At 49.5% G+C, this 20,819-nt stretch carries 17 protein-coding genes, 1 tRNA gene and 3 pseudogenes; 11 read left to right on the top strand and 10 right to left on the bottom strand.

All coding sequences use genetic code 11. From position 1 onward, the window contains the following. Nucleotides 1-91 precede the first annotated feature (91 nt). Nucleotides 92-1,009, bottom strand: coding sequence for a nitrogen assimilation transcriptional regulator NAC (nac, locus tag FND52_RS01875; protein ID WP_144129151.1), 918 nt, complete (start codon nucleotides 1,007-1,009; stop codon nucleotides 92-94). A 341-nt stretch (nucleotides 1,010-1,350) separates the two neighbouring features. Between nac and FND52_RS01870 the strand changes: the two genes are divergently transcribed. The 5 genes from FND52_RS01870 (at nucleotide 1,351) to FND52_RS01850 (ending at nucleotide 6,873) form a co-directional block, all read left to right on the top strand. Further along, nucleotides 1,351-2,022 carry a TVP38/TMEM64 family protein gene (locus tag FND52_RS01870; RefSeq protein WP_144129150.1) on the top strand — a complete coding sequence of 224 codons (672 nt, stop codon included), beginning with the start codon at nucleotides 1,351-1,353 and terminating at the stop codon, nucleotides 2,020-2,022. A gap of 18 nt (nucleotides 2,023-2,040) precedes the next feature. After that, nucleotides 2,041-3,228: an ABC transporter substrate-binding protein gene (locus FND52_RS01865; RefSeq protein WP_144129149.1), complete on the top strand. Its 1,188-nt coding sequence runs from the start codon at nucleotides 2,041-2,043 to the stop codon at nucleotides 3,226-3,228. Beyond that, nucleotides 3,201-4,838, top strand: coding sequence for an ABC transporter permease family protein (locus tag FND52_RS01860; RefSeq protein ID WP_416359014.1), 1,638 nt, complete (start codon nucleotides 3,201-3,203; stop codon nucleotides 4,836-4,838). Before FND52_RS01865 ends, FND52_RS01860 begins: the two co-directional genes overlap by 28 nt. A gap of 1 nt (nucleotide 4,839) precedes the next feature. After that, nucleotides 4,840-5,481: an ATP-binding cassette domain-containing protein gene (locus tag FND52_RS01855; RefSeq protein ID WP_144129148.1), complete on the top strand. Its 642-nt coding sequence runs from the start codon at nucleotides 4,840-4,842 to the stop codon at nucleotides 5,479-5,481. Between the two features lie 87 nt (nucleotides 5,482-5,568). Further along, nucleotides 5,569-6,873 carry a rhodanese-like domain-containing protein gene (locus FND52_RS01850; RefSeq protein WP_144129147.1) on the top strand — a complete coding sequence of 435 codons (1,305 nt, stop codon included), beginning with the start codon at nucleotides 5,569-5,571 and terminating at the stop codon, nucleotides 6,871-6,873. A gap of 18 nt (nucleotides 6,874-6,891) precedes the next feature. Here the strand turns inward: FND52_RS01850 and FND52_RS01845 are convergent, their stop codons facing one another. Further along, complete coding sequence (locus FND52_RS01845) at nucleotides 6,892-7,530, bottom strand: CDP-alcohol phosphatidyltransferase family protein (RefSeq protein WP_144129146.1); 639 nt, start codon at nucleotides 7,528-7,530, stop codon at nucleotides 6,892-6,894. After that, nucleotides 7,523-8,095 (bottom strand): carboxymuconolactone decarboxylase family protein, encoded by a 573-nt coding sequence (locus FND52_RS01840; RefSeq protein WP_144129145.1) that lies wholly within the window; start codon nucleotides 8,093-8,095, stop codon nucleotides 7,523-7,525. Before FND52_RS01840 ends, FND52_RS01845 begins: the two co-directional genes overlap by 8 nt. A 230-nt stretch (nucleotides 8,096-8,325) precedes the next feature. Here FND52_RS01840 and FND52_RS01835 point away from each other — a divergent pair. The 3 genes and pseudogenes from FND52_RS01835 to FND52_RS01820 form a co-directional block, all read left to right on the top strand. After that, nucleotides 8,326-8,401: transfer RNA gene (locus FND52_RS01835), tRNA-Asn, on the top strand. A gap of 1,114 nt (nucleotides 8,402-9,515) precedes the next feature. Beyond that, entirely contained in the window at nucleotides 9,516-10,301 is a 786-nt protein-coding gene (locus FND52_RS01825; protein WP_144129144.1) for a lipoprotein YafT, read from the top strand. Between the two features lie 91 nt (nucleotides 10,302-10,392). Then, nucleotides 10,393-10,539, top strand: a pseudogene (locus FND52_RS01820) (IS3 family transposase); the annotation flags it as partial. Here FND52_RS01820 and FND52_RS01815 read toward each other — a convergent pair. From FND52_RS01815 to FND52_RS01785, 7 genes and pseudogenes are all read right to left on the bottom strand, one after another. After that, nucleotides 10,539-10,814 (bottom strand): annotated as a pseudogene (locus FND52_RS01815) (contractile injection system protein, VgrG/Pvc8 family); the annotation flags it as partial. The pseudogenes FND52_RS01820 and FND52_RS01815 sit on opposite strands and share 1 nt — an antisense overlap. A 182-nt stretch (nucleotides 10,815-10,996) precedes the next feature. After that, on the bottom strand, nucleotides 10,997-11,281 hold the full coding sequence (locus FND52_RS01810; protein WP_144129143.1) for a type VI secretion system PAAR protein: 285 nt from the start codon (nucleotides 11,279-11,281) through the stop codon (nucleotides 10,997-10,999). Between the two features lie 125 nt (nucleotides 11,282-11,406). Further along, entirely contained in the window at nucleotides 11,407-12,348 is a 942-nt protein-coding gene (locus FND52_RS01805) for a hypothetical protein (protein WP_144129142.1), read from the bottom strand. Between the two features lie 8 nt (nucleotides 12,349-12,356). Then, the gene (locus FND52_RS01800; protein WP_144129141.1) at nucleotides 12,357-13,973 is read right to left on the bottom strand and encodes a hypothetical protein; all 1,617 of its coding nucleotides are present in this window, start codon (nucleotides 13,971-13,973) and stop codon (nucleotides 12,357-12,359) included. Beyond that, nucleotides 13,973-14,797 carry a DUF4123 domain-containing protein gene (locus FND52_RS01795; RefSeq protein ID WP_144129140.1) on the bottom strand — a complete coding sequence of 275 codons (825 nt, stop codon included), beginning with the start codon at nucleotides 14,795-14,797 and terminating at the stop codon, nucleotides 13,973-13,975. The genes FND52_RS01800 and FND52_RS01795 overlap by 1 nt, the downstream gene beginning before the upstream one ends. 2 nt (nucleotides 14,798-14,799) lie before the next feature. Next, nucleotides 14,800-16,755: a type VI secretion system Vgr family protein gene (locus FND52_RS01790; protein ID WP_144129139.1), complete on the bottom strand. Its 1,956-nt coding sequence runs from the start codon at nucleotides 16,753-16,755 to the stop codon at nucleotides 14,800-14,802. Between the two features lie 224 nt (nucleotides 16,756-16,979). Beyond that, complete coding sequence (locus FND52_RS01785; protein WP_001142955.1) at nucleotides 16,980-17,498, bottom strand: Hcp family type VI secretion system effector; 519 nt, start codon at nucleotides 17,496-17,498, stop codon at nucleotides 16,980-16,982. A gap of 640 nt (nucleotides 17,499-18,138) precedes the next feature. On the opposite strand from FND52_RS01785, the gene tssB reads away from it, so the two are divergent. The 3 genes and pseudogenes from tssB (at nucleotide 18,139) to tssE (ending at nucleotide 20,819) form a co-directional block, all read left to right on the top strand. Continuing rightward, nucleotides 18,139-18,642, top strand: coding sequence for a type VI secretion system contractile sheath small subunit (gene tssB / locus FND52_RS01780; protein ID WP_144129138.1), 504 nt, complete (start codon nucleotides 18,139-18,141; stop codon nucleotides 18,640-18,642). Nucleotides 18,643-18,932: 290 nt separating this feature from the next. Continuing rightward, nucleotides 18,933-20,405, top strand: coding sequence for a type VI secretion system contractile sheath large subunit (gene tssC / locus FND52_RS01770; protein ID WP_144129136.1), 1,473 nt, complete (start codon nucleotides 18,933-18,935; stop codon nucleotides 20,403-20,405). Further along, nucleotides 20,402-20,819: pseudogene (tssE, locus tag FND52_RS01765) on the top strand (type VI secretion system baseplate subunit TssE). Before tssC ends, tssE begins: the two are co-directional and overlap by 4 nt.

Below are 20,819 nucleotides of genomic sequence, written 5' to 3'. Positions count from 1 at the left end.
GAAGCATTCTGATATAACGCTATTGTTAAAGTCAGTGCTTCTGCATAACAAATAATAAAAACCAGCAACTTATTCTTTTCTGGAATATAAGCTAGCTGACCAGCAGCAGTTCACGGCTCTCCATCGCAGGGCGTGAAATCAGCGACATAAGAATTTCTTTTACCGCCTGCGCCTGCGGCGAAAGCGACATATGCGCTGAGACGTTCAGTGACAGAGGCAAATTCAGCGCCGGACTGGTAATACGCGCCGTCCAGCCGTTTGCCGATTGCGCCAGCGAGCGGGCAGCGGATTCTGGCAATACCGTAACTCCCATGCCGCTGGCGATGGCAGCGGTCAGTGTTGAAACCGAATCGATTTCGCCAATAATTTTGGCCGATAGCCGACGTAGCGAAAAGGCTTCGTCAACGCGTTTACGCACCGCGCATAAATCACGCGGCAGGAATAAATTCATCTCCGCTACGCTGGCTAAATCCACCTGCTGCCCCGGACAATCCCGGGTGCCGACCAAAAATAGTTCCTCTTTGAGCAACGGCTGACTGGCGATACCGGCAACCGGCGCGCGATCGTACAGCACTGCCATATCCAGCTGACCGCCAAGCAGCTTATCGTTCAACTGTGCGCCGCTGTTTTCCTGAAGATAGACCAGCACGTCCGGCAGCTCGTTGCGTACCGCCTGCAATAGCGGCATGACGATCGCCGCAGCGGCGGTTCCCGGCGCAAGGCCAATCGACACATGGCCGCTTAACGTATGTCCCACGTTATTCACCGCCAGCTGAGCCTGCTCACACTGGCGCAGAATGGTGCGCGCATGGGCATAGAGAATTTTCCCGGCCTCGGTTGGCGTCACGCCGCGCTTGGTGCGAATAAGCAGTTGCTGATCCATTTCTCCTTCCAGCGTTGCCACCTGCTGGCTCAGCGCTGGTTGGGCAATATGCAGCACTTCAGCCGCCTGGGTCAGGCTACCGATATCAACGATTTTTACGAAATACTTCAGGCGTCTAAGATTCATATGGCCCCCTGGAATGAATAACATGAACAAGCCGTTAACAAAGAATTTGCAAGATGCTTGCCAGTTTTTTCAGTGCCGAAAAGGTGCCTTTAACCCGCTGGATAATAAGAGAAACTAATCTCTTAACGCATTTTAAGAATGGAATAGTGTTTTGCTTCTGCCCCATAAGAGGTAGTGCTGCACCAATTGCGGGCGCGGCAATTGGCGCAAAAAAAGGCTTGTGGCTGAATTTGCGAACAAACTAGCAAGCTGGTTCGATCATCCCTGTTAAGGCCAAGGGATTGAGTGCTACCATCCTTCGCCATATCACACCACTTATTCCCCACGGAGCGGGCGTCGCTATGCGAGATGCGGGCACGGCAAAAAAAATCATCTTTGCACTGCTGGTGATTGTCGCAGCGTTATTGATTGTGATGTCCGGCAGCGACCTCACGCAGTTGCGGAGTTACCACCAGCAGTTGGCAAAGTGGGTAAAAGCATATCCGCTACTAAGCGGCGCAGCGTTATTCGTGGCATATACTTTATTGACGGCGTTTTCCGTGCCCGCCGCTACTCTGCTGGCGCTGTTGGCGGGGGCGTTTTTTGGCCTGTTGACCGGGACGATCATTATCTCTTTCGCCTCCACGCTTGGCGCAACGCTTGCCATGCTTAGCAGTCGCTACCTGTTGCGTGACATGCTCTCAACGCGCTATCGAAAACAAATGGACGCGATCAATCGCGGCATTGCCCGCGAGGGGGCTTATTATCTGTTTGCGCTGCGTCTGACGCCTTTATTCCCGTTTTTCCTTATCAATCTGTTGATGGGGCTGACCCGTATTCCGCTGGCAACCTACTGGTGGGTCAGCCAGCTCGGTATGCTGCCCGGAACGCTGCTTTACATCAACGCGGGCCGCACGTTAGCCCATCTTAATTCAGTGAAAGAGGTGTTCTCCCTGCCGGTTATCGGCGCTTTTTTCTTGTTGGGCATTTTCCCGCTACTGGCGAAAAAAATTCTAAACTACATCCGGCATTAACATTATCTGAGGTTCAGTATGTTAACGATTTGCAAATCCCTGGCGCGCGTTTTCAGCGTCGCTGTGGCGTTATTTATCAGCGTCTGCGCCCACGCCGACAGCTGGCAAGAAATTGAAAAACAGAGCGCCGGGCAAACCGTCTGGTTTAATGCCTGGGGAGGTGACGCCAGCGCCAACGGCTATATGCAATGGGTATCGGAGGAAGTAAAAAAACGCTATGGCATCACGTTGAATATCGTCAAAGTGGCGGATGCAGCGGATGTGGTGAAACGTATTCAAAGCGAAGCCGCCACCGGGCGCACCCGCAAAGGCTCTGTCGATCTGATGTGGGTGAATGGCGAGAATTTCCATACGCTCAAACAAGGCGGCCTGCTGGAAACCCAGTGGGCAGAAACCTTGCCCAACTGGCGATATGTGGACACCAACAAGCCGGTGCGCGAAGACTTTGCGGTGGCGACCGAGGGTGCAGAGTCTCCCTGGGGAAGCGCTCAACTTATGTTTATCGCCACCCATATCCGTCTGGCTGACGCCCCTGGCGATCTGGCGTCGCTCCTGGCGCTGGCGAAGCAGCACCCAGGCATGCTCTCCTACCCTCGCCCGCCGGATTTTATCGGCACTGCATTTCTCGAATCGTTGCTGCTGTTGAAGGCAAACGACCCGCAGGTACTGACGAAAGCGCCTGACGAAAACTTTGCCGCCGTTACCGCGCCGCTGTGGGACTATCTTGATAAGCTGCATCCTTTACTGTGGCGCAAAGGCCAGGATTTCCCGGTATCCGCCGCGCGTATGGACCGAATGCTGGCCGATGGCGAACTGCTGGCGACGCTGACCTTTAATCCGGCGCACGTCACCCATCTGGTAAAACGCCAGCAACTGCCCCCTGACGCCTACGCCTTTGGTTTTACTCAAGGCATGCCGGGGAACGTCCACTTTGTGGCGATCCCGGTGAACAGTAGTGCCAAACCGGCGGCAAAAATGGTGGCAAACTTCTTACTCTCTCCTGAAGCGCAGCTACGTAAAGCCGACCCGGCTGTCTGGGGTGATCCAACAGTGCTCGATCCGACGAAACTGACCGCCGCTCAGCAACAACAGCTAGATGCGTTTACCGCGGGTGCGCCGGATGCCATTCCGGTGTTGCCGGAACCGAATGCCGCCTGGATACCGGCGCTTGAAGCAGAATGGACGAAACGCTACGGCAGCCGTTAATGCACCAGGGCTGGACGCGCAGGTTTACGGTAGTAATAGCCTGCCTGGCTATGGGCAGCGTTTATCTACCGCTGCTGCCAGGCGTCGGTAGATTGCTGTGGAACGGCCTGCCCGCCGCGCCCTGGAACGCATTATTCACTGACAATCAGCTGCCCGCCGCACTGTTGGCGACGCTTATCTCAACGCTTATCAGCACGCTTCTTGCGCTGTTTATTTGCCTGCTGCTGGTGGTGACCTTATGGCCATTTGCGCCCTGGAAATGGCTTCAGCAGCGGTTGCCGGTACTGCTGGCTCTGCCACATGTCGCCTTTGCCAGCGGGTGTTTATTGCTGTTTGCTCCGTCAGGGTGGCTGAGCCGCCTTATCATCAATATCAGCATTTTCGACGGGCCCACAGTTTTTATCGATCGTTGGGGTATTGGGTTGGGTTTGGTACTGGCGGTGAAAGAAAGCTGGTTTTTACTCTGGGTGTGCCATGCACGATTAAGTGAAAGCGAACTCACTCCGCGGTTAAACATTGCCGCGACACTGGGCTATGGTCCACTGCAAAGCCGGATGTTTATCGTGATCCCCTGGCTGGTTCCCCGGCTAGGCAGCGCGCTGCTGGCAGCGTTGGCCTACAGCCTTTCCGTAGTGGATGTAGCGTTAATTATTGGCCCCGGCAATCCCCCGACATTCGCGGCGTTGGCCTGGTCGTGGCTAAATGACAGCGACCCGGCGCTTCAGCAAAAAGGCGAAGCGGCGTCAGTGTTGCTGATGGTGCTGTTAGCGGGCCTTGCAGCGGCAGGTTTTGGCCTGTGGCGGATCGCCTGTAGACAATTCTACCCACGTAACGGCCAGCGCCGCGCCGTATCGGGACAAGGCATGGGTATCGCTATGGGCGGGCTGTTGCCATTACTCGGTTTTATGTCGGTGTTAATTCTGTTGGCGTGGTCGCTGGCGCAAGGCTGGTTTGCACCGGCACTCTTGCCCGCTGGATTATCGACTGAAGCCTGGCGCAGTGCGTCGTTGCTGCCGCTGTTAAATGCCGGCTGGCTGGCGCTGGCAAGCAGCCTGGTAGGACTGGTCGTCGTTTTGCTATGGCTGGAAACATTTGGCTGCCGCTGGCAATCTCTGTTCTGGTTACCGCTCTGTTTACCCGCCCTGCCACTGGTCATGGCGCAGTACCCAATACTGTTATGGCTCGGCTGGGACGGCAGTTTCTGGGGAGTAGTCTGGAGCCACTTACTGTGGGTGATCCCGTATATGATGCTTATTCTGATGCCCGCCTGGCAACACCTCGATCCACGGTTGATTATCACGGCGCGAACGTTCGGCTGGTCGCAGCTACAGGTATTCTGGCGAGTAAAATGGCCGCTGTTGATGCGCGCCATCCTGTCGGCAGTAGCAGTCGGGTTTTCGGTCAGCATTGCGCAGTACCTGCCCACGTTATTTAACGGCGCTGGCCGCTGGAGTACCGTGACCACCGAGGCGGTCGCATTAAGCAGCGGCGGCGATCCGCAGGCCCTGGCGATCCAGTCGCTGTTGCAACTGCTGCTGCCTGCAGGGGCATTTTTTATCGCCGCGCTGCTGGGGTGGCTGAGCGCGATTCGTCATCAGGGGCTTCGCTAATATGCTGCAGGTAAAACAGTGCACCATCGCAACGCCGAACTCCAAGTTATTTGCACATCTTGATTTTCAGGTGACGCCAGGCAAAATCTTGACGTTGATGGGCCCATCGGGTTGCGGTAAATCGTCACTTTTGCACTGGCTGGCAGGATGTTTGCCGCAAGGTTTAACCGCCACCGGTGAAATTTGGCTCAATCAGCGCCGCTGCGATACCTTGCCTACCGAAGCGCGGCGCATCGGCCTGATTTTTCAGGACGATCTGCTGTTCCCGCATTTTTCGGTTGGCCAAAATCTGGAGCTGGCAATTCCCGCTGGCGTGACGCGCGGGGAGCGCAAAGCGCAGGCGCTCGCCGCATTGGTCAGTGCACAATTAGCCGGATTTTACCACCGCGACCCGGTCACGCTTTCCGGGGGCCAACGCGCCAGGGTCAGTGTGTTACGGGCGCTGTTAGCTCAACCCGACGCGCTACTGTTGGACGAACCTTTCTCGCGGCTTGACCCCGACTTACGCGCGGCGTTTCGTACTTTTGTCTGGCAGCAGGTGGCGGCCCGCCCCGTGCCTGTGGTGTTAGTGACTCACGACCTGATGGATTGCCCGGATACGCGTCGCTTAATCCAGCTACCCACACTCTTTGACAGTGACTAATCCGGGCAATCCTGCGTTAACGCAACGATTCCTTTACTTCAACCCGGCAAAATAACGCCTCTTAAAATCTTCCCGGAGAAATCGAGTATGAAGTTTTCATCTCGTTTAATCGTCGCTGCTTTACTTTCTGGTTATGTCACTATGGGATATTCAGCTCCCGCCACGCCTCTCTCACTTGCCGATGCGCAGGCCCAACAGGGAGTTATTCTTGATACGCGTTTGAGTGCCTTCTATAACGGCTGGCCGCAGCAGGCCGATGGCGTGGGCGGACATGAAGCCAGCGCATTAAATCTGGCTGCTGGCTGGCTGAGCCAAATGGACAACCCGCAACTCGCCGCATGGACAGAACGGCATAAACTTTCGAAAGAGACATTGATTGCGCTATACGGCAGCGAGCAAGAAACTGACGCCGTACAGGCGCGTCTTGCCGGGTTAGGATATGAAAATATCCGCGTGCTGAGCGACGCCCTCGCCCAACAGGATCGTTTACAACGTCTGGCGCATTTCGAGCAGTTGGTTTACCCGGAATGGATCCATAACTTACAGCAGGGAAAACCGGTAGCCGCAAAGCCTGCGGGCGACTGGAAGGTTATTGAAGTGGCCTGGGGAATGCCGAAGCAGTATCTACTCGGACACATTCCCGGCGCGGGCTACATCAATACTGATGAAATCGAAAGCGAGCCGCTGTGGAATAAAGTTTCCGACGACAAACTCAAAGCATTGCTTCTAAAGCAGGGAATACGTCACGACACCACCGTGATCCTGTACGGTCGCGATGTCTATGCTGCAGCACGCGCCGCTAACATCATGCTGTATATTGGCGTGAAAGACGTGCGCCTGCTGGACGGCGGTTGGCAAACGTGGGAGAAAGCCGGGTTACCGGTTGAACGTGGTCTGGTGCCGAAAGTGAAGCCAGTGAAAGAATTTGGCGCAGCTATTCCTGGTCAGCCGCAACTGGTGCTGAATATGGAACAGGCGCGCGGCCTGTTGCATCGTAAAGACGCATCTTTGGTCAGCGTTCGTTCCTGGCCGGAATTTATTGGCGAGACCAGCGGCTACAGCTACATCAAGCCAAAAGGCGATATTGCCGGGGCGCGCTGGGGACATGCGGGAAGCGATGCGACCCATATGGATGATTATCATAATCCCGATGGGACCATGCGTAGCGAAGCCGATCTGACGGCGCTGTGGAAAGACTGGCATATCACGCCGGATCAGCAGGTATCATTCTACTGCGGTACCGGGTGGCGCGCTTCAGAGGCATTTATGTACGCCCGGGCGATGGGCTGGAAAAATGTCAGCGTATACGACGGCGGCTGGTATGAGTGGAGTAGCGATCCGAAAAACCCGGTCGTCACGGGCGATCGTCAACCCGGAAGCAGCTGGCTGTAATCCTCACTCACGCCGTGGTTACGACTGCGGCGTTTTTGCCTGTTGTTCCGCCTCTTTTAATGTCTGATATCCTCCCCAGACCCGGCTCAGCGTGGTGAACCAGCACAGCGTGCCAAACACTATCGCGATCCAGAAAAAGACTTGAGGAAACAGGCAACAGAGCACAAATGCGGCAATAGTTTCGCTCCCTTCGGTTAAGCCGCCTAAGTAATAAAACGACTTATGGGGATAACCGGGATTTGATAGCGCGTATTTATCCGCTACGGCGGCAAATGCAAGAAAGCTACTGCCGGTGCCGATAAATGCAAACAGCAGCCATGCCGCAGCCAGGCCATTCTCCAGCGGGCTGGCGAGAGCGAAGCCAAACGGCACCAGCGCGTAAAACAGAAAATCCAGCGCGATATCCAGAAACCCACCCGCATCCGATAATCCCCGCCGCCGTGCCAGCGCACCATCCAGACCGTCACATAGCCGGTTCATCAATATGGCGACCAGCGCCGCGCCATACCACTGTAACGCCAGAAACGGCAATGCCAGTACACCAACGGCAAAACCAAACAAGGTGATGCCGTCCGGCGAAATGCCCGGGCGGTCGATTTTCGCGGCAAGCTGCTGGAGCAGCGGCTTGACGCGTGGATGCAAATGGCGGTCAAACATGGTTTTTATCCTGACCGGTGGAGCAAAGCCCTTGGGAAGGAATATCCAGCGCCGTGTTAAAACGTGCCGAAAGATTTTGAAACGCGACCAGCGCCGTCAATTCAGTAATAGCCTGTTCGCTATAATGGCGCTTGAGTTGTTCTTTTACATCTTCACTTAACTGCGGCGGTGTGGCACTCATCCCTTCAGCATAGGCCAGCGCCGCGCGCTCAGCGTCATCAAAAAGGCTGGAATCCTGCCAGGCGGCAACCGCCATCACTTTTTCCATTGAGCCCGAGCGCTGCGCGAGTCGTAGACTGTTCGCATCCACACAAAACGCGCACTCGCATACCTGAGATACCCGGGTCATCACCAGCGCGCGCAACGAAGGCGGCAATGCAGATTTTTTTCGCTCCAGAAAGCCGACAAACAGCGCCACCAGCCAGAACAGAAACGGTAGTCGCCCCCACCAACGCACGGGATTGAGCACCTGCCCGAAATGTTTTTTCTGCAAGCTGGTTAAGGGGGATAACGTAATGGGCAGTTTGGCGAGTGGTTTAACCCACAGGTAATCGGTAAATCGCATGGTTGGTCGCTCGTTGGCTCTCGTTTGCTTAGGGTGCCGGGAATTTACGCTTAAAACACCTGCCATTTTATGATCGTAGTAGTCAGTTGTCTGATATTCATCATGATTGCGCAAAAACCCGGCATTAGAACTGCCGAGCTGACGGATAATTCAGCAATCAAAAAGTTTTATGCAAAACAGGCTTTGACAAGCGGATCGCCCCCCGTTAACATGCGCCCCGTTCACACGATTCCTCTGTAGTTCAGTCGGTAGAACGGCGGACTGTTAATCCGTATGTCACTGGTTCGAGTCCAGTCAGAGGAGCCAAATTCTTGTTTTTATGCGTCTCAGCATGTCTCAATAGTATTTTGATTCAGAGAGTTAGCATAGAAATCCTTCTCGATGCATATCTGTTTATCTCTCTGCATCGGAAAAATGCGGTGGTATGATTTGGAGTCATTCCATTTCGATAATGGAGTGATCACCACACGTCCCTTTCCATCGCGAAAATCCGCAGCATCAAGCCTTCTGATAATCCCTTTAAACTGACCGATTCTCATGATCAGAATCTGCTTGTCAATTCGGGCGGTTTACCTTTCTGGTGTCTCAACTGAAAACAATACCGTATCGCATTAGGTGGCTATCCGAAGGTCTCGCTTTCCGACGCTCCCCATGAGGTAATCGATAAAGTACGTTTTAAGGCGTAGGGCGAAGACGCATATTGTGTCGCTGCCCCGGCTGGCGTTTATCATCCTGCAATAAATAAAGGAAGTCTTCGAACATCTGAATCTTGTATTCCCTCGCGACCATAATCCGTAGAAACCGACGCGGAAAAACACTATCAATCGGGCGCTGCGTCTGATGGGTTTACCGATGCCTGCAGGCATGGATTCTGGTCAATGCCTCTAGCGCACTGGTTGCATCTTAACTCTGGTCGTGGGATGCCGCGGAGCTACAATTAAGCCATTATGAACGGAACATCACGCGGGTGGCATATATAAACGTAAAGTGGAACATCTGGCTCCTTGCAAGGCTGTGGCGCTGAGATGACTCGGCAATATTATATTAATAATAGAGCCAACTAAAAATAGATGGAAAGGGTAATTTGTCTATAAAGATCACTGCGCCAGATATCGCCTGTTATTATGCTGAAAACAGCATTCATATCTCATTCTCCTTTATAACATTCTAGCTTCCATTGGTGATTCGTGCCGCTACAACGGACCAGAGAACATTACCAGCGAAGGATGCAAGGTATGCGTGTACAGTTATGAAACTGTATATATATTTATTCTGCATGTGAAATTGCAATGAATTTCCAATATGAATAATTTAATGAGCGTGAATTCCCTTTTTAGGCCTTTTATTCGGGTGTATAATTCAGACCTGGCTTTCAAATTAATAATTACAGGGAATACCTGGTGCAACTGAGGACGCAAGTATGAATTCCGGACCCGCTGTTTTTTTAAGTACGACAATATTTCTGTTGGCTGGCTGTGCGCCGCACTCCCCGATTGATGCAAAGAAAACAGGAGTGATCAGAAAAGAGAGCAGCGTTGCCAGTAAATATGATTCAACGCAATTGACGGATAAAGATATTTTTGGCAACGAAACCACCCTAGCGATTTCCGAAGAAGATATCCAGGCAGCACTCGAAGGGAATGAGCTTCGCGTACCGAAGAATTCGGCAGTCATTCTTGTCCAGTCAGGCAGTCGCGCACCGGAAGCCGTAATGCAACAGGAAATGAGCCGGTATTATACTGTCGCAACTTTCTCCGGTATTCCGGACAGACAAAAGTCAGTGACCTGTAATAAAGATAAAAACAAAGACGAAAGTCAGGACATTGCTGTTGCAGAAAACATGAACTGGATGCAGGCAATGCGCTATGTCGCCGCAAAAGGACATCAGAAAGCAATTATTGTATATCAAGATATATTGCAGTCCGGCAGATATGACACTACGACAAAAAATATGGTCTGGTCAGATTATAAAGATGAAAAACTGTCCGACAGCATATCGCTGCGTTATCTGGTGCGCTTTACACTGGTGGACGTGGCAACAGGGGAATGGGCCACATGGTCACCGGTTAATTATGAGTATCAAGTGCTTCCACCACTGCCAGGGAAAAAAGATGCCGTAGAGACAGCCATCGAACAGCAGATATCACAGTTTAAGCAAAAAACATATTCAGCAATGGTCAAAGACCTGGTAAACCGCTATCAGTAATCAGCCTTGCCTGCCGCCAATGATTTGCGGCGGCAACCAGCGGTACGAAAACTTCCATACATCGGCTCCTCTTTCCCTGACCGGAACCATGCCAGTGGCCACGCCGGCAGCACTGAACCAGAGCTGGTCTGTCGATTTTATGCATGATGCCCTGGCCTGTGGCCGCCGTTTTTGTATGCTCAATGTTGTTGATGACTTTAACCGCGAGGCTTTGTCGAGTGAAATCGATCTGAATCTGTTGTACAGCATCTGATGTCCGTCGTTTTCCCCCTGCTCAAACCAGGTCACGATATCGTTTACCCGGCGCTGAATCTCATCGCCCTGCCAGATTTTAAGATGGGCTGTTTTTTCCAGAACCTGAGAGAAATCAATGCTGAGAAACTGCTGGCTGACCAGCGAAATATCGAGGGTGAACAGCGAGGAAAGGGACTGCTTCAAGTGAAAGGACGCCACGACCAGTGCATCCGGTGGCAGGCCTTCCACCTCCAGTGTGAAACGTGATCCTGCTGGCATGAATAACCTACTGAATTAACAGAAAAAAACCACCAACCGGACTGCGGCGAATGACTGTACAGTGTTACGCTTATATTATTCAGGCACGCTACCGCCGAAGTTTCCGGGGTTTATCAAAATAAAATGGCGAAAAATAAAATTATAAAGAAATACATTTTTTTCAGTTAATTACCGACTAACCGCTATCCAATATTTACCGTTCCGCTACCGATTATCACGCCACCACAATCCACAGCATCGCCTGTTCTGGCTGCGGGTAACCCATCGATAAACACGGTTGATGAACCACTGGCGATTTTTCGGGGATGTACCGGATGCTCTGGCTTATCATGAGGCGTCAGGGGATCACCCAAACGGGCGGCGGGCAGACCATCAATAAAAACGGTTGGGGAGCCCGCAGTGATTACTGTTTCATGGTACCCGTCATGCTGGGTACCCTTATCGTTGAGTTTTGCGGCTACGGGCATATTTCCTCCAGGAGACAATGCAACAGTAAATTTATATTTATCAGGGATAATCTACAGAAACTACTCTCCCTGTTTCCGGCATATCAAAATAAGGCATCAAAAGGGTATCATCTATTTAAAGCAACTTAACGAACCAGAACCACCTTATTATCGATAATAGCAAAAAACGGGTTCCACGAAAATATACGTTTTCCATTAGTATTGAAGAATTCTAGTGGAGAATTTCTGTTAACGCTATCAATGCCAAGACAAAAAATCCTGCCATTCTGATAAGTCAATAAGGTATATTCATCCCAGTTTGGATTTGGATTTATCTTTCCTTTCTCAACAGCATTAACTATACCTATAGAATCAAAGAAAAGATCAGTATCATCAGTTAAATCTGCCAGTGCATATTCATCCAGAGCTGTTGCATACTTTTTCTTGATCGTAGCAAGATCACCGATCCTAAGATCATTTATTAAGTCTTTATAAGCATCAATTAATCTACCCCTTAAAGTTAAATCATTAATCTGAGACGGTGCTTTAGTCCATTGCCAAACGGGAATACCAGAAACTGTTATGTTTCTGGTGGCGGTTAACCAGTCTTCCGGTTTGGTGTCACCAGCAAATATTATTCTGTTAGATATGCCTTTGATAATAGGGTTGTGTGTGGTGTCGCTGAGATCACTAATTTTGTAGCCTTCGGGATCATTAAATGGCCGACTATTTTCACCATTAAAAGAAACTTTAAAATTTGTTACTACTACATCAGGCTCTTTTGGTGCAGATCTTATGATCTTGACTTCACATGTGTAGATATCAGTTTTTATTTTTGACTCCGAGGGAAAAAAAATCAAACCCACGGTGTTATTAACACTATTCTCCAGAGAATCTGTTATATCCATCCCTGTATTAATAGTCCTTGAGCCACGTAAAGTGCTAAGATAATCCAATCCATTGACTGATAAAATGCAACTACTGCTTAATGTTTTAAAATAAGCGGAATACCTTACACTATTCATATCATCCCCACCAAAAGAGTTTAGTGTAATAAATAAGAAACTAGCTACTAATAATTTTTTCATAAGAAACCTTAAAAATTAATTTTATAGGGCGATGCATCCTTACTTAATGCCTTACATAAACTCCATTCACCTTCGCCTTCCTCCCAATTATCACCAGATGATTCTCTTTTACTCGGTAGGTCATTTTTATTGTGATCATCATTACCAATACCTACTTTTATTTTATATTTTGCATACATTATAACTCCATTATGATAAAAGGTCAGTTCTAAATCTTTCTTTTCTTTTCTATCTAATGCAAAGCAACACTCAGCCGCTATTTTCGCTTCCGCACTAAAAAATGCTTCGACTACTACGACCCTGAGTCCCGCTTCAACTTTCGACTCTAAAGTTAAGCCAAGCTTCCCTTCATTTTTATCACCAAGTTCAGAGTGAAATTCGTTATCCTCGTCAGAGGCATAACGATAGGAGAGATTAATATTTCCGGTGACAATTAGATTCAGGACAGCTTTTGCATAAGCACCATTTTTACCACTTTTAACATCGTCCTCCTGAGACTGTGCTTTTTCTCTGATCCTGGCAATGTTTTTCTCCTGGTGAAAATAAGTAGCAAATGCCTGAATCAAGTCAAGTGTAATAGTAAACTGAATCAATGGAGCCAGATTAACATCCACACCACATTTAACATACGGCTTGTTATCTTGCCTCAGCAATAATTCACCACTACCCTTAATATTCAGACATGGATACTTTATATCAACGGTGAGTAATTGTATTTTCTTGTCATCCGCTCTGAAAAGATTAGTGACTGTATCAATTGTCTTTTCTGCATTTCTCAATAAAGATAATTTATCTTTATAACGCGTAAACTCTTTTTCTATTGTTTTTTTATAATCCTTGTCGGCACTTCCAACTGCAATTGAAGCACTTCCATTAATGGCAACACCTCGTGTGATCGCATATTTCCCAACACTCATGTGTTCATTTTGAGATCTGCCTTGAACAATGTCGTATCGTTCATTATCAGTCAGTTCTTTAGTGCCATCATTTTTAGAAGCAGAAATATTAACATCGACATCCCAAACGAGCTTTGGATAGACTACTATACGAGTATCTACAGTGGTATATATGGGATATTTCGCTTTATCACTGGCATTTGTTTTAAGAGGAAAAATCATTTCCTGGATGGGTTGCCCGAGGCATTCGCCAACCTGCAAGGCGTATTCTGTTTTATCTATCTTTTCAATACCTTCAAATACAACGTCAGTCAGAAATGTAACTATATCCAGATATTCTAATGTTTCATAAAAAAAGCTAGAGCCAGGCATTTTTATGTTTGTATTAGTGGTACTATCAATCGTTAGCTTAAGTTTTTCTTCGTAACTCAAATATTTTAAATTATCTTTATTCTGTCCTTTTTTAAGCTGGCTCAGGTAGTATTCATTGTATATTACTCCTGATGGACAATCGGGGCTACTACTAACACAAGTTTTTCCTGTAAGCGTTGTTGTGACATCAACGCCTTTAGCATCGCTGTCGTGGAGATAGATAACAGGTAAAGATTCGCCTTGTTTATATTCATACGTTTCTTCCGGAACCGTTGTTGTAATTTTAAGGGCATGCGTACAAGTATCAGGATTCTTACAATTACATTTTGGCGAACCCGCTGTAAGGCTAATTGGCATTAGATAGCACTCCTTTTCCATACAGGTATTACACCATTGACATTTAGTAGCAACTGCTCTGCACGGTAATGTCCCGGATGCATCGTCCCCTCCAGAATTATTGTATAATCATGAGGTATATTACCCAAGTTAAAAATACGCTCTCTGGTAAATAATTTTGCTATCTCATCTATACTTCTTCGGTCTGTGATCCCTAGATTACGAAGATAATTAAATAGCTCCCCTGCCCAGTTGATAGAAACATCATTCGCAGACGTGGATACGGCCCTCATTATTTCAGCCAGTTCTCTAACATATCGGCGCTCAAAGATAACTTCTAATAACGCATATTGTTCTTTACTAATAGACATTAGCTTCGATTTTTTGGTTTGCGTATCAGGAAACCTTTCATGAAGTTTTGTAAAAGACACATCTTGTTGTAGGCGATAAGTTGTTTCTATTCGTATGATATATTTAAGGAAAAGATGTTTTTCCCAATCAGAAAGTACACTCAGAAAATCCCAGATATTGCGAGGATCATAAAAACGAAATATCACCGGTTTGGTTTCATTCGGAAGAAGAACCTGCAAATACTTTCTGAGATGTTGTCGTAACACACGCATCGTCGCTTTCGTTGTGAGATATATACCCCATGGGCTGATATTCCATTGCAGCCACTTCTCGACTTCTGGTGTTACTTCGAGCAAATAAGGTACAAGCCCGACTAATTCAGGCTGAAGAGGTTCTGAATACAGACAAGCATGTGGTGGATTATACTCGGAAAGAAAATCCATAAGATCTTCCACGACAGCACCATCAATAATAGCGTAACGGACTGGAAACATTGTTATTCCTCATCCATGGGACAATGAGCCACAAACATGGTTCCTTCTCCTGCTGCAGCCTTCAAAATGGCCGGACGCATGGGCAGAATAACTTCTCCCGGGCTGCCACCTCCATTGAGGTTTATCTTCGCCCCCCTGACATCGACTCCGCCTGAATGTATCACAATAAAAGAACCGCCAACGCGCAGGCTAATTTTGCTGTCACTCTGTAGAACAATATCCCCCAGAACACTCAGTCCCAGAGTACCCGCCACTTTTTGGGCCAAATCACCTTTCACTTCTAAACCATAATTGCCTTCCACCAGGCTCACATGGTCTTTGGTTGTTTTGTGATTCTGTTTTCCTTCCACAGTGACTTTCCTGTCATTTGCCACCACTAAGGATTCATCATGGCCAATGCTTACCGTGCGATCATAATTAACCCGCACATCCTTACTGTTAAGTACTTTCACCTGCATGTTTTTCTGCGCATGCAGAAAAATCTCTTCATTATTGGTTGCATCCTCAAACCGTAACTCGTTATACCCGCTGCCCTTGTACGTCTTCGACCGTATCGTCATCTGCGTCTTCGTCCCCGGCAGGCTGCCCGGCGTGCGGTTTTCCTGGTGATAGGTCCGCCCCATGATAATGGGCTGGTCCGGGTCGCCGTTCAGGAAGTCCACTATCACCTCCTGGCCCACGCGCGGGATCGCCAGGTTGCCGAACCCCGGTCCCGCCCACGCCTGCGCCACCCGTATCCAGCACGAACTGTCCTGGTTTGCCGGGTTATACCGGTCCCAGTTAAACTTTACCCGCACCCGGCCATGTTCGTCGCAGAAGATTTCCTCCCCCGCCGGGCCGGTAACCACGGCTGACTGGGGGCCGTCCACTGACGGCTTTTCCACCGGACGGGGCCGCCACGTCCTGTCTGCCGGGATCACCGTAAAATCATTCTCAAGGGTCGTCCCTGAGCCGGAACGCCCCGCCACTGCCTGCGGCTGGCTTCCCCGTAAATCACTGCTCACCACCTGCCATTCCTGGTTCAGGCCCGTCTGCGGATGTTCCGTCAGTTGAATACGCCGTCCCGGCCATATCTCCGGCGAGCGGCTTTTTCCCTGCGCCTCTTCGGCATTATTACGCCTTCCCTCCACCTGCCAGCGGACGAAGTTCTGTCCGTGCCCGTCCTTGAACCGCCCCGGATAATCAAACACTTCATACTGTGTACGCTGGTAATCCAGGTTCTGCCCCTGCTGCTCAAAGCGACCCGACCAGCCGGGGCGTTTAAAGGTGTAGTCCTTGCCGATGACAGAAGACGGGCGTATCTGTGCGCTGTGGCGGAACTGGCTGATGCACGGCGTGCTCACTTCGGTCCGGGTATTCGGGTTCCATGGGATTTCAAACGCCTCCGGCAGAAAGCGCACCGTGTCGCACAGCACCAGGCTCTGGTCATCGCTGTCCGGTGAATGCTCGTCATAGAAGAACAGACCTTCCTCCGCCGCCATCCGCGCCAGAAAGTCGTAATCCGTTTCACTGTACTGCACGCAGAATTCCCGCGCCGGATGCGCCTCGCTGAACAGCGGACTCCAGTCCGTCACACCGTTTTCCTGCAGTATCGTCCCCAGGATGCTTTTAATATCCTCATTCTGGAAAATACGGGAGTTCTGGCGCAGCCGGGCGCGCCACAGCGGCGGGCGGACCATCATGCGGTACAGCATCTGGTGTCCGTCGTTTTCCCCCTGCTCAAACCAGGTCACAATACCGTTCACCCGGCGCTGTATCTCCGTGCCCTGCCAGATTTTCAGGTGCGCTGGTTTTTCCAGTACCTGAGAGAAATCAATGCTGAGAAGCTGCTGGCTGACCAGCGAAATATCGAGGGTGAACAGAGAGGAAAGGGACTGCTCCAGGTGAAAGGATGCCACGACCAGCGCATCCGGTGGCAGGCCGTCCACCTCCAGTGTGAAGCGTGATCCTGTTGACATGAATAACCTCCTGAATTAACAGGGAAAAGAAACCACCAGCCGGACTGCGGCGAATGATAGTACAGTGTTACGCTTGTATTATTCAGGCACGCTACCGCCGAAGTTTCCGGCGTCCGCCATCTCCCGTAAAAAAACGTAACTCCTTACTGACACTGCTTATTTGCTTACGATACCCAATAAAAACAGCACCCTGCTTGTAAGGACAGGGGGCTGTGGATTCAGCCTTACGCTTCCAGCGGCGCGCGCCAGTCATCAGCACCAGATGTGCCGGATTTGACGTGTTCCCACTCGATTTTACGGTAGGCCAGAGAGACTTCGAGCAACTGCGTGAATTCGCGCTTTGCCGGGTCCTGACAGTGCGGCATATGCAATTTCATATCCACAATCGTTGAGTCTGTCAGGCGGGTAGTGAAGTAATGCTCTTGTTTGCCTTCAACAGAGGTACGCCACCAGTGCAGTTCAGTTTTCGGCAACATTTCACCGGAAGCCAGTGCGTTGTACATCAGCGGCACGGCTTTATTCAGCGCCACAGTAAAAATGAACGGCTTGTGAGCGCGCTGGCCTGCTGGCTGACCAGACTGCGGATCGGTGGGCACAGTTACGTTATGCAGGAATTCCTGAACCAGCATTTCATCTTCGTGGCCCTGCACGTAGATGTTGCCGACAGAATCTGCGGTGAATGCACCCGCGGTAATATTTCCCTGGGTTTGTCCTGTAATCGAAATGTAACAGGGTGTAGGCATTTGTAAGCTCCTTATTGGTGATTAACGACATCTTACATACATCTTCCGAAGGACATCCGGTAGATGAAAACATGCGGGTTTTATAAAAAAACTTGTAGTTTAAGCTCTCTTTACATGGCTGAATGAAACATATAGCCAGAAGCCGAATATTCATTCACATGGTAGTTAAATTAGATTTTAACATATCCATGAATCATATATCTGCATTTATTCATATAAAACCAAGACAATAATTCTTTCATGAATAAATATTAGATCTATTATTCCTCTCAATTATTTTACCTGGCACATCTCATTCATCACACCAACCACATCATAATTAAAATCATGGCGTATGAATTCAGCAAATAACATTCACCTTATGTATGATAAAAAACAAAAAAACTTATAAATCAGATGCTTAATTAGTTGTTAGGATTTATAGAACTCCAACGTCGAATTATTTACCATGAGAAGAATATTACCTTAAAAATAATCACCCAAAAATAATACTCCTGTATTTCATTCGAAAAAAGTGCTTCTCAAAAAAATTTCTGCGCGTAAAATGATTGCCAGGACTTTTTTTACCGTACGGAATTCCAATATTCCATGGTCTGTACAAAGAAGCAGAACATATAACGTAACCTGATGGATTATTTCTATGAGCAAAGATTACAACGGTAGCGTGGCACCCAAAGAACGCATCAATATTTCTTATGTTCCAAAAACTGACGGCGAGCCTTCGGAGGTGGAATTACCTCTAAACATGTTGATAGTGGGTGATACAGGTAACTCACAGGAAACAGCGCCATTTGATGAACGGCAGATGGTTTCAATCGATAAACATTCATTCAATTCAGTGATGGCAGAAGCGTCTATTAGCCTGAATTTTGCAGTTCCGGCAGCATTGAAGGACGACTCAAAAGATGACGATGAGATGAATGTCTCGCTGGAAATCAAATCCCTGAACGATTTTTCTCCAGACAGTGTGGCAAAACAGGTGCCGGAAGTGAACAAACTGTTGGAGCTACGCGAAGCGCTGACAGCATTAAAAGGCCCGCTGGGTAATCTGCCTGCATTTCGCGCCCAGCTTCAGGCATTGCTGGAAAATAAAGAATCCCGCGAGCAGTTGCTGCAGGAAATCAGCCAGGCAGAAAACCAGTAACCACTGTTTTTCAGGGAGATTATCCCGGTATGAGCTTGCGGAAAGATACCGCCAGAACCGATGACGCAATAACACAGGCTGTGATCCTGTTATGTATCAGTCAGACAGGCGACATCAACACAGAAACACTGGATGTATTGATCGCGGCGCTTGACCAGAGGATCGGATACTTGATGGGTGAAATCACCTATATCAACGGGTACCAGCAGATGAAGCCACACTGGCGGAAGATGTTCCACTGACAGTGAAACCTGGCTCCAGAAATACAGATCAACACAAGGATTTTCAGTATGTCTTTACAGGAAGAGGAACTTATTTCCGCCCGCACTGAACAGGGAAGCCATGCCCCGTCGCTGCTTGATGAAATCATGGCGCAAACCCGCATTCAGCCTGGCGCTGATGGTTATAATATTGCCCGCCAGGGCGTAACAGCTTTTGTTGCCAGCCTTCTGCAATCAAATTCACCAGCAGAACCCGTAAACAAACTGGCCGTGGACAGTATGATTGCGGACATCGACGCCCGTATCAGCCGCCAAATGGATGCTATTATTCACGCCCCTCAGTTTCAACAACTGGAGTCGTTCTGGCGTTCAATGAAAGCCCTGATAGACCGTGTTGATTTTCGCGAGAATATTAAGGTCAATATCCTGCATGTCACCAAGGAAGAACTGCTGGACGATTTCGAGTTCGCGCCAGAGATTACCCAGTCAGGCTTCTATAAGCATGTTTATTCCAGCGGATTTGGTCAGTTTGGCGGTGAACCCATTGCGGCGGTATTAGGCGCATATGAGTTCAAAAATACCACGCCGGACATAAAGCTGCTGAACTATGTCAGTGCCGTCGGCGCTATGGCACATGCGCCGTTCCTGTCTTCCATATCTCCGGAATTTATGGGATTAAATTCATGGACCGAGCTGCCCAATATTAAAGATCTTTATGCCATCTTTGAAAGCCCGGCCTACACAAAATGGCGCGCCCTGCGTGATTCTGAAGACTCTCGCTATCTGGGTCTGACCGCACCGCGTTTTCTGCTCCGCCAGCCTTATTCCGCTACCGAAAACCCCATCAGGAGTTTCAACTATGTAGAAGATGTCAGCCACAGTCACGAGCATTATCTGTGGGGCAATACCGCCTGGATGCTGGCCAGTAATGTGGCCGACTCGTTCGCGAAATATAGATGGGCACCGAATATTATTGGGCCGCAGAGCGGCGGTGCGGTAAAAGATCTGCCGGTACATCTATATGAATCAATGGGGCAAATTCAGGCCAAGATCCCAACAGAAGTGCTGATCACCGACCGCCGTGAATTTGAACTGGCCGAAGAGGGATTCATCACCCTGACCATGCGTAAGGGTAGCGATAACGCCGCCTTTTTCTCCGCCAATTCAGTTCAGAAACCCAAGCATTTTCCAGGCAAAGATGCCGAAACCAACTACAAGCTGGGTACGCAATTACCCTACCTGTTCATTATCAACCGCCTCGCACACTACATTAAAGTTCTGCAGCGCGAGCAGCTTGGGTCGTGGAAAGAGAGAAGTGACCTTGAGCGGGAACTCAATATTTGGGTCCGCCAGTATGTCGCCGACCAGGAGAATCCACCTGCTGACGTCCGCAGCCGTAAACCTCTGCGTGGCGCTAAAGTTGAGGTACTGGACGTGGACGGCGAACCTGGCTGGTATCAGGTGGCTATTTCCGCAAGACCCCATTTTAAATATATGGGTGCGTCGTTTGAACTGTCTTTAGTCGGACGGTTAGACAAGTGATACCGGAGCGCGAGAGGCCTGCCGGATCGCTATTTGAGCGTCTGGAAAACCCTCCTGCCAGAAACTGGCGGGGGGGGTAATAATATTGAGGCGTTCAGACAGTCCATTCGCCTCAGCCTGCGAAATATCCTGAACACTCGCTCCGGAAGTTGTCGGGGCACCCCGGAGCTGGGCATAGAAGAGCCGGAAGGATCTGATAATTACCGCAGCGCCATGAGCCGGGCCATCGTGCAGTGTATTGAGCGCTATGAACCCCGAATCTCACATGCTGAGGTTCGGGCGGCTCTTTCCCAGGCAGCCAGCCCACAGGAAATAATTTTCCATATCACCGCCTGGGTGACATTTAACGGCATCGACGATGTGCTTGAGTTTGATATGGCACCGCACGGCAATCAGCATTATCGGGTGGATTAG

The sequence above is a fragment of the Atlantibacter subterraneus genome, assembly GCF_007570865.1.
In the GTDB taxonomy this organism is placed as follows: domain Bacteria; phylum Pseudomonadota; class Gammaproteobacteria; order Enterobacterales; family Enterobacteriaceae; genus Atlantibacter; species Atlantibacter subterraneus.
The sequence above is the reverse complement of the archived record's forward strand: the minus strand, read 5'-3'. Positions and strand labels throughout refer to the sequence as shown.

What these genes read in the sequence shown, in the direction of transcription:
- FND52_RS01865 (WP_144129149.1), top strand. Translation starts at nt 2,041, where the DNA reads ATGTTAACGATTTGCAAATCCCTGGCGCGCGTTTTCAGCGTCGCTGTG.
- FND52_RS01850 (WP_144129147.1), top strand. Translation starts at nt 5,569, where the DNA reads ATGAAGTTTTCATCTCGTTTAATCGTCGCTGCTTTACTTTCTGGTTAT.
- tssB (WP_144129138.1), top strand. Translation starts at nt 18,139, where the DNA reads ATGAGCAAAGATTACAACGGTAGCGTGGCACCCAAAGAACGCATCAAT.
- FND52_RS01855 (WP_144129148.1), top strand. Translation starts at nt 4,840, where the DNA reads ATGCTGCAGGTAAAACAGTGCACCATCGCAACGCCGAACTCCAAGTTA.
- tssC (WP_144129136.1), top strand. Translation starts at nt 18,933, where the DNA reads ATGTCTTTACAGGAAGAGGAACTTATTTCCGCCCGCACTGAACAGGGA.
- FND52_RS01860 (WP_416359014.1), top strand. Translation starts at nt 3,201, where the DNA reads ATGGACGAAACGCTACGGCAGCCGTTAATGCACCAGGGCTGGACGCGC.
- FND52_RS01785 (WP_001142955.1), bottom strand. Translation starts at nt 17,498, where the DNA reads ATGCCTACACCCTGTTACATTTCGATTACAGGACAAACCCAGGGAAAT.
- nac (WP_144129151.1), bottom strand. Translation starts at nt 1,009, where the DNA reads ATGAATCTTAGACGCCTGAAGTATTTCGTAAAAATCGTTGATATCGGT.
- FND52_RS01790 (WP_144129139.1), bottom strand. Translation starts at nt 16,755, where the DNA reads ATGTCAACAGGATCACGCTTCACACTGGAGGTGGACGGCCTGCCACCG.
- FND52_RS01810 (WP_144129143.1), bottom strand. Translation starts at nt 11,281, where the DNA reads ATGCCCGTAGCCGCAAAACTCAACGATAAGGGTACCCAGCATGACGGG.
- FND52_RS01795 (WP_144129140.1), bottom strand. Translation starts at nt 14,797, where the DNA reads ATGTTTCCAGTCCGTTACGCTATTATTGATGGTGCTGTCGTGGAAGAT.
- FND52_RS01840 (WP_144129145.1), bottom strand. Translation starts at nt 8,095, where the DNA reads ATGCGATTTACCGATTACCTGTGGGTTAAACCACTCGCCAAACTGCCC.
- FND52_RS01805 (WP_144129142.1), bottom strand. Translation starts at nt 12,348, where the DNA reads ATGAAAAAATTATTAGTAGCTAGTTTCTTATTTATTACACTAAACTCT.
- FND52_RS01870 (WP_144129150.1), top strand. Translation starts at nt 1,351, where the DNA reads ATGCGAGATGCGGGCACGGCAAAAAAAATCATCTTTGCACTGCTGGTG.
- FND52_RS01825 (WP_144129144.1), top strand. Translation starts at nt 9,516, where the DNA reads ATGAATTCCGGACCCGCTGTTTTTTTAAGTACGACAATATTTCTGTTG.
- FND52_RS01845 (WP_144129146.1), bottom strand. Translation starts at nt 7,530, where the DNA reads ATGTTTGACCGCCATTTGCATCCACGCGTCAAGCCGCTGCTCCAGCAG.
- FND52_RS01800 (WP_144129141.1), bottom strand. Translation starts at nt 13,973, where the DNA reads ATGCCAATTAGCCTTACAGCGGGTTCGCCAAAATGTAATTGTAAGAAT.